Below are 6675 nucleotides of genomic sequence, written 5' to 3'. Positions count from 1 at the left end.
TGCACCGCGCCCATGAAGAAGGTGTAGCCGTCCGGCGCGGCCTTGGACGCGATGGTCGCGCCCACGGTGCCGCCGGCGCCGCCCTTGTTGTCGATGATGAACTGCTTGCCGGTCTGCTTGGTCAGCACCGCGGTCAGCGGCCGCGCGAAGGCGTCGGTGCCGCCGCCGGCCGGGAAGGGCACGACGATGACCACCGGCCGGCTCGGCCAGGCGGCCTGCGCGAAGGCCGACGGCGCGATCCCCGCGCCCGCGGCGGAGAGGGAAGCCAGGGCGGCGGCGCCCAGCAGGCGGCGGCGGGTCGTGGAAGTCTGGGTCATGCGTGTCTCCTGTGGGCCTCTGCGGGCCGCGGTGTCGGTAGGCAAGGTGAAAGGGTCAGAGCAGACCGCCGACGGCGCGCGCCGTCGCGATCTCTCCCTGGATGAAGGCTTCGTGATGTTCCTCGATGCGGTCGAGGTCGTAGAGGTAATTGACCATCATCCCGTGCGACTGTTTCAGCCCTTTGGCCGAGCGGTCGCCGCCGGGGTTGAGCCGTTCCAGCCGGGCGCCGTTGTCGAGATGGAAGCGCGCGACCGGGTCGCCGCCCGGCAGTGGCGTCTGGCCGATCAGGTACACGGCGGCGAGGCGGCGCAGGTCGGCCTGCAGCGCCTCGTCGTCCAGCGCCGCCGGGCTGGCGAGCTCGGCCGGCGAGTGGTGCTTGAGTCGCTCCAGCGCCTCCGCTGCGCGCGATCGCTGCGCGGGTTTCAGTCCGGGCAGGTCGGCCAGGGGCGAGGGCAGCGCGGACGGGGTGGAAAGGGCGCGTCCCGAGGCGGCGTCGTCCGCCGTCCGCAGCGCTTGCAACCAGGTCGCGAAGCCCGGGATCGGCGACAGCGTGCAGAACAGCTTCAGCCTCGGCAGCTCGCGCCGCAGGTGTTCGGCCACGCGCTTGATCAGGAAGTTGCCCAGCGAGACCCCGCGCAGGCCCGGCTCACAGTTGCTGATCGAATAGAACACGGCGGCCTTGAAGCTGTTCGGCGGCATCGCCTCGCTGCGCTTGGCGATCAGCGGCGCGATCGCGTCCGGCATGTCGGGCAGCAGCGCGATCTCCACGAAGATCAGTGGCTCGTTCGGCAGTTGCGGGTGGAAGAACGCGAACAGCCGCCGGTCCGGCAGCAGCCGGCGCCGCAGGTCGTCCCAGCCGTCGATCGCGTGCACCGCCTCGTGCCGGATGATCTGCTCCAGCAGGTGCGCGGGCGAGTGCCAGTCGACCTGTCGCATCTCCAGGAAACCCGGGTTGAACCACGAGGACAGCAGGTGCAGCAGGTCGGCGTCGACCATGCGCCAGTCCGGGTGCGAGGACAGGCCCTCCAGCAGCCGGCGGCGCATCCGCACCAGCGTGCCCGTGCCGCCGGGCGCGCGGTTCAGGCGGCGGAACAGCTCCTGCCGCGGCGGCTCGCTGAGCCCGGTCAACTGACGCAGCGTGTCGGTGCCGGGCGCGTCGGCATAGGCCTGCGCGGCACGCAGCACCGCGCCGGGCTCCGGATTGAAATCGGCGGCCAGCTTGTCGAAGACGGGCGGCCACGCGTCCGGCGGCAGTGCGCCCATCCGGCCGATCAGGTCGTGGGCCAGGCTCAGGCTGTTCGCCTGTCCGCGCTCGGACAGCAGCTTGTGCGCCAGCGACAGCACCTGCCTTGCCGCGCGCGCCGAGGTCCAGGAATCCACGATGGCCATGAGGGCGGTTTATAGCCGGATCGCCTCCCGCGTGGCTCGATGCCCGACCCGGGGATTCCCCAGGGCGTTCGTCTCCCGGGACGGCCTTCGCACCGGCGAGGCGGCTGCTACATTGGTCCGCATCAGATCCGAGGCGGCACCGCGTGGCGGCAGCCCGACCCGGACCCAGGACGAAGGTCCAGGAGACAGGCCATGAACGACATTCCCCAGGATGCCGAGGCGGTGCTGCGGCTGGCGGCGCAGTCGATGTTCGACGTGCTGGCCAGCACCGCGCAGGGCGCGATGGTGGTCAACCGCGAGCACCGCGTCGTCTGGATCAGCGAAGGCTACAAGCGCTTCCTGCCCGCGCTCGGCTTCCGCGACGAATCCGAGTTCGTCGGCCGCCGCGTCGAGGAGGTCGTGCCCAACACCCTGATGGCGCAGGTCATCGACACCGGGCAGCCCATCCTCGTGGACCTGCTGACCAACAAGGCGGGGACCTTCCTCGTCAGCCGGCTGCCGCTGCGCGGCCCCGGTGGCGACGTCATCGGCGCGATGGGCATGGTCCTGCTGGACCATCCCGAGACCACGATGCAGCCCTTGATGAACAAGTTCGCCTGCCTGCAGGCGGAGCTCGACGACACGCGCCGCCAACTGGCCGCCGAGCAGTCCCGCAACCGGCGCGCCAAGCACCGGATCGTCGACTTCGTCGGGGCCAGTCCGGCCGCGGTCGAAGTGAAGCGCCATGCGCGCCGCGTCGCGCAGACCGAGGCCACGGTGCTGCTGCTCGGCGAGACCGGCACCGGCAAGGAACTGCTGGCGCATGCCATCCATGCGGCCTCCCGACGGGCCGCGAGGCCGCTCGTGTCGGTGAACATCGCCGCCGTGCCGGAGACGCTGCTGGAGGCCGAGTTCTTCGGCGTCGCGCCCGGCGCCTACACCGGCGCCGATCGCAAGGGGCGCGACGGCAAGTTCAAACTGGCCGACGGCGGCACGCTCTTCCTCGACGAGATCGGCGACATGCCGCCGGCGCTGCAGGCCAAGCTCCTGCGGGTGCTGCAGGAGCAGGAACTGGAGCCGCTGGGCAGCAACGAGGTCGTGAAGGTCGACGTCCGCGTGATCGCGGCGACCAGCCGGGACCTGGCGGCGATGGTGCGGCGCGGTGAGTTCCGCGCCGACCTGTTCTACCGCCTGAATGTCCTCCCGATCCGGCTGCCCGCGCTGCGCGAGCGCTGCGAGGACATCGAGGCGCTGGTCGAGGTGCTGCTGGCCGACATCGCGCGGCGCAGCGGTCTTGCCCAGAAGCGCTTGAGCGCCGCGGCCCTCCAGGCCCTCGAAGGCAAGACCTGGCCCGGCAATGTGCGCGAGCTGCGCAACGCGCTGGAGCAGGCTTTCCTGATGAGCGACGAGGATGAGCTGCTGCCGAGGCATTTCGGACTCCATGAGTCGGCGGCGGCGACGGCCGCGGCCATCGAGGCGATCACCACGAGCGGTGCGGACGTTGCGGAGGCCGGTGCCCCTCCGAGCGCCCTTCCGCGCATGCGCAGGAGTGGGAGCGAGGAGGGGTACCGGTCGCCGCAACGTGTGCTCGGTCCAACAACAGAGACCTTGCCAGCCCGCAAGGCCGAGCTGGAGCGCGCCGCCATTGCCCAGGCGCTCAGGAGCACCAACGGCAACCGCGTTGCAGCGGCGCGTCTGCTCGCGATCTCCCGCGCGACGCTCTACGAGAAGCTGGCGAAGTATCCCGAGCTCGCCTCTGCCTGACGCGTACGGCAACGCCCGGCGCTTGGCATGGCGCGCTGATGCGACGCCACATCGTCACGTTTGGCCTGTGTTCATGGGCTTCTTCGAGGGTTCGAGGGGCTTGCCGCACGGTGTGCGACATGCGCATATTCGAGGTCAGGGCAGAAGATGAGGACCGGATGGACCGGCCCGCCCAGGAGACTTCATGAACACGCTCACCACGACCGCGACTGGATTCCATGCGGACGCGCCTTCCGGCGCCCGGACGACCTCGACCTTCGCCTCGACCTCGAAGGCGACAGCCCCCCGGGCCTGGACGCTGGCCACCAAGCTGCGCGTGGCGGTGCTGGCCGCGGTGGTCGGCTTCGTCGTGCTGGTGATGTGGCTGAGCCACCGCTCCGCCATGAGCCTGCTGGACGTCAAGATGATCACGACGGTCGAGCAGGTCAAGAACGCCGAGCAGATCGCCAAGCGCTACTTCGACAAGATCGGCGCCGGCGGCCTCACCGAGGCCGATGCGAAGAAGCAGGCCGCCGCCGAGATCGGCAAGATCCGCTACTCCGGCAACGAGTACATCTGGATCAACGACATGACGCCCAAGATGGTCATGCATCCGATCAAGCCGGAGCTCAACGACAAGGACCTGTCCGGCAACAAGGACCCGAACGGCCTGAAGCTGTTCGTCGCCTTCGTCGACACCGTCAAGGCGCAGGGCAGCGGCTTCGTCGACTACCTGTGGCCCAAGCCGGGCGCCAAGGACCCGGAGCCCAAGCGCTCGTACGTCGCCGGCTTCAAGCAATGGGGCTGGGTGATCGGCTCGGGCGTCTACATCGACGACGTGTCCGGGATCGCGCGTCGCGATGCGACGGTCGCGCTGGTGCTGGTGATCGCCGTGGGCATCGCCGCGCTGGTCGCGGTCGAGTGGTTCGCCCGCGGCCTCAAGCGTCGGCTGAACCAGATGCGCGAGGTGGTCGAAGCCGTGGCCAACGGCGACCTGCGCGCGCAGGTGGTCGGCGGGCAGAGCGCGGGCAATGACGAGATCGGCCAGGTGCTGACGCAGGTCGCCGCGATGCAGGGTCGTCTCAGCGATCTGGTGCGCGCGATCCGCGACGCCACCGACTCCATCCAGCACGCCTCGCGCGAAGTCGCGATGGGCAGCCAGGATCTCTCGCAACGCAGCGAGCAGGCGGCGTCCAGCCTGCAGCAGACGGCCGCGTCCATGCATGAGCTGACGCAGCAGGTCACACACTCCGCGCAGGCCGCGCATCAGACGAACCAGCTGGCCATCGGCGCGGCCGATCGGGCCAAGCTCGGCGCCGATGTCATGGGCGAGGTCGTGCAGACCATGGACGGCATCGCCGGCGCCAGCCGCAAGATCGCCGACATCATCTCCGTCATCGACGGTGTGGCTTTCCAGACCAACATCCTGGCGTTGAACGCGGCGGTCGAAGCGGCCCGCGCGGGGGAACAGGGCCGCGGTTTCGCGGTCGTCGCTTCCGAGGTGCGCGCGCTGGCCCAGCGCAGCGCCAACGCGGCCAAGGAGATCAAGGCGCTGATCAACGACTCGGTCACCCGTGTCGACGCGGGCGGTGCGCAGGTGGGCCGCGCCGGTGAGGCGATGGGCCAGATCCTGCAGTCGGTGCAGCAGGTCAGCGGCACGGTCGCCGAGATCAGCCAATCGAGCGCCGGCCAGTCTGACGGCCTCGCTCAGATCAACCAGGCCGTGAAGCACCTGGACGACATGACGCAGCAGAACGCGGCGCTGGTCGAGGAGACCGCCGCCGCCGCCGAGTCGCTGCAACAGCAGGCCCGCCTGCTCAACGAGCACGTCGCGACCTTCCGCACCTGAGGCGCTGTCCGATGTCTGGACATTGACCGGATTCCAGACACCTTTCGCTTCTCGCCGTACGCCGCTGTCTGGATTCCAGACAGCGGCGTCGTCGTTTCTGGCCTGCCGACGTCGGCACGGACCTTGCGACGTGGGAACCCCGAGGCCGGCGCACGACCGGTCCGCCCACAGGAGACAAGTTCCATGACCCACGGCTTCCTCCGCGCCGCGACTGGCGCGGTATTGGCGCTTTCCGCCGTCTTGAGCATGAGCACCACCGCGCTCGCGCAAGGCAAGGAGATCCGCATCGCCCATGTCTACAGCCGCACCGGCCCGCTCGAAGCCTACGGCAAGCAGACGCAGACCGGTTTCCTGATGGGCCTGGACTACGCGACCGGCGGCACGATGATGGTGGCGGGCCGAAAGCTCGTCGTCATCGAGAAGGACGACCAGGGCAAGCCCGACGTCGGCAAGAGCCTGCTGGCCGCCGCCTACGGTGACGACAAGGCGGACATCGCCGTCGGTCCGTCCTCGTCGGGTGTCGCGCTCGCGCTGCTGCCGGTGGCCGAGGAGTACAAGAAGATCCTGCTGGTCGAGCCGGCCGTCGCCGATTCGATCACCGGCGACAAGTGGAACAAGTACATCTTCCGGACTGGCCGCAACAGCTCGCAGGATGCGATCTCCAACGCGGTCGCGCTCGACAAGCCGGGCACGGTGATCGCGACGCTGGCGCAGGACTACGCTTTCGGCCGCGATGGCGTGAAGGCCTTCAAGGACGCGATCAAGAAGGCCAAGGTCGTCCATGAGGAATACCTACCCACGACGACGACCGACTTCACCGCCGGCGCGCAGCGGCTCATCGACCGGCTCAAGGACCAGCCCGGCCGCAAGGTGATCTTCATCATCTGGGCCGGCGCGGGCAACCCGTTCAAGATCGCCGACCTCGATCTCAAACGCTACGGCATCGAGATCGCCACCGGCGGCAACATCCTTCCGGCGATGGCCGCGTACAAGGCGCTCCCCGGCATGGAGGGCGCGACCTACTACTACTTCGGCATCCCGAAGAACCCGGTCAACGAGTGGCTGGTGGCCAACCACTACAAGCAGTTCAAGGCGCCGCCCGACTTCTTCACCGCCGGCGGCATGAGCGCGGCGATCGCGGTCGTCGAGGCGCTCAAGAAGACCGGCGGCGACACCGCGACGAACAAGCTCATCAAGGCCATGGAAGGCATGAGCTTCGAGACGCCCAAGGGCCGCATGACCTTCCGGCCCGAGGACCACCAGGCGATGCAGTCGATGTACCACTTCAAGATCAAGGTGGATCCGGCCTTCGCCTGGGGCGTGCCCGAACTGGTACGCGAAATCAAACCCGAGGAAATGAACATCCCCGTCCGCAACAAGCGATAGAGACGAAGGTC

5 protein-coding genes are annotated in these 6675 nt (G+C 69.0%); 3 read left to right on the top strand and 2 right to left on the bottom strand.

Going from position 1 to position 6675, the window contains the following annotated elements; genetic code table 11:
* A partial coding sequence (locus tag VF536_RS02540) for a tripartite tricarboxylate transporter substrate-binding protein (RefSeq protein ID WP_331613212.1) occupies positions 1-317 on the bottom strand: 317 nt, incomplete at its 3' end.
* A gap of 55 nt (positions 318-372) precedes the next feature.
* On the bottom strand, positions 373-1707 hold the full coding sequence (locus tag VF536_RS02535; RefSeq protein ID WP_331613211.1) for a malonyl-CoA decarboxylase domain-containing protein: 1335 nt from the start codon (positions 1705-1707) through the stop codon (positions 373-375).
* 192 nt (positions 1708-1899) lie between these two features.
* Here VF536_RS02535 and VF536_RS02530 point away from each other — a divergent pair, with 192 nt between their 5' ends.
* The 3 genes from VF536_RS02530 to VF536_RS02520 all read left to right on the top strand — a co-directional run bounded on the left by VF536_RS02530 (position 1900) and on the right by VF536_RS02520 (position 6664).
* Positions 1900-3450, top strand: coding sequence for a sigma-54 interaction domain-containing protein (locus VF536_RS02530; RefSeq protein WP_331613209.1), 1551 nt, complete (start codon positions 1900-1902; stop codon positions 3448-3450).
* Positions 3451-3634: 184 nt separating this feature from the next.
* Positions 3635-5278 carry a methyl-accepting chemotaxis protein gene (locus VF536_RS02525; RefSeq protein WP_331613208.1) on the top strand — a complete coding sequence of 548 codons (1644 nt, stop codon included), beginning with the start codon at positions 3635-3637 and terminating at the stop codon, positions 5276-5278.
* 246 nt (positions 5279-5524) lie between these two features.
* A complete protein-coding gene (locus VF536_RS02520) occupies positions 5525-6664 on the top strand; it encodes a substrate-binding domain-containing protein (RefSeq protein WP_331613214.1) in 1140 nt (379 codons plus the stop codon).
* The last annotated feature ends 11 nt before the right edge of the window (positions 6665-6675 follow it).

This window comes from Roseateles sp. (genome assembly GCF_036486225.1).
GTDB lineage: Bacteria > Pseudomonadota > Gammaproteobacteria > Burkholderiales > Burkholderiaceae_C > Roseateles.
The sequence above is the reverse complement of the archived record's forward strand: the minus strand, read 5'-3'. Positions and strand labels throughout refer to the sequence as shown.

What these genes read in the sequence shown, in the direction of transcription:
- VF536_RS02535 (WP_331613211.1), bottom strand. Translation starts at nt 1,707, where the DNA reads ATGGCCATCGTGGATTCCTGGACCTCGGCGCGCGCGGCAAGGCAGGTG.
- VF536_RS02530 (WP_331613209.1), top strand. Translation starts at nt 1,900, where the DNA reads ATGAACGACATTCCCCAGGATGCCGAGGCGGTGCTGCGGCTGGCGGCG.
- VF536_RS02525 (WP_331613208.1), top strand. Translation starts at nt 3,635, where the DNA reads ATGAACACGCTCACCACGACCGCGACTGGATTCCATGCGGACGCGCCT.
- VF536_RS02520 (WP_331613214.1), top strand. Translation starts at nt 5,525, where the DNA reads ATGAGCACCACCGCGCTCGCGCAAGGCAAGGAGATCCGCATCGCCCAT.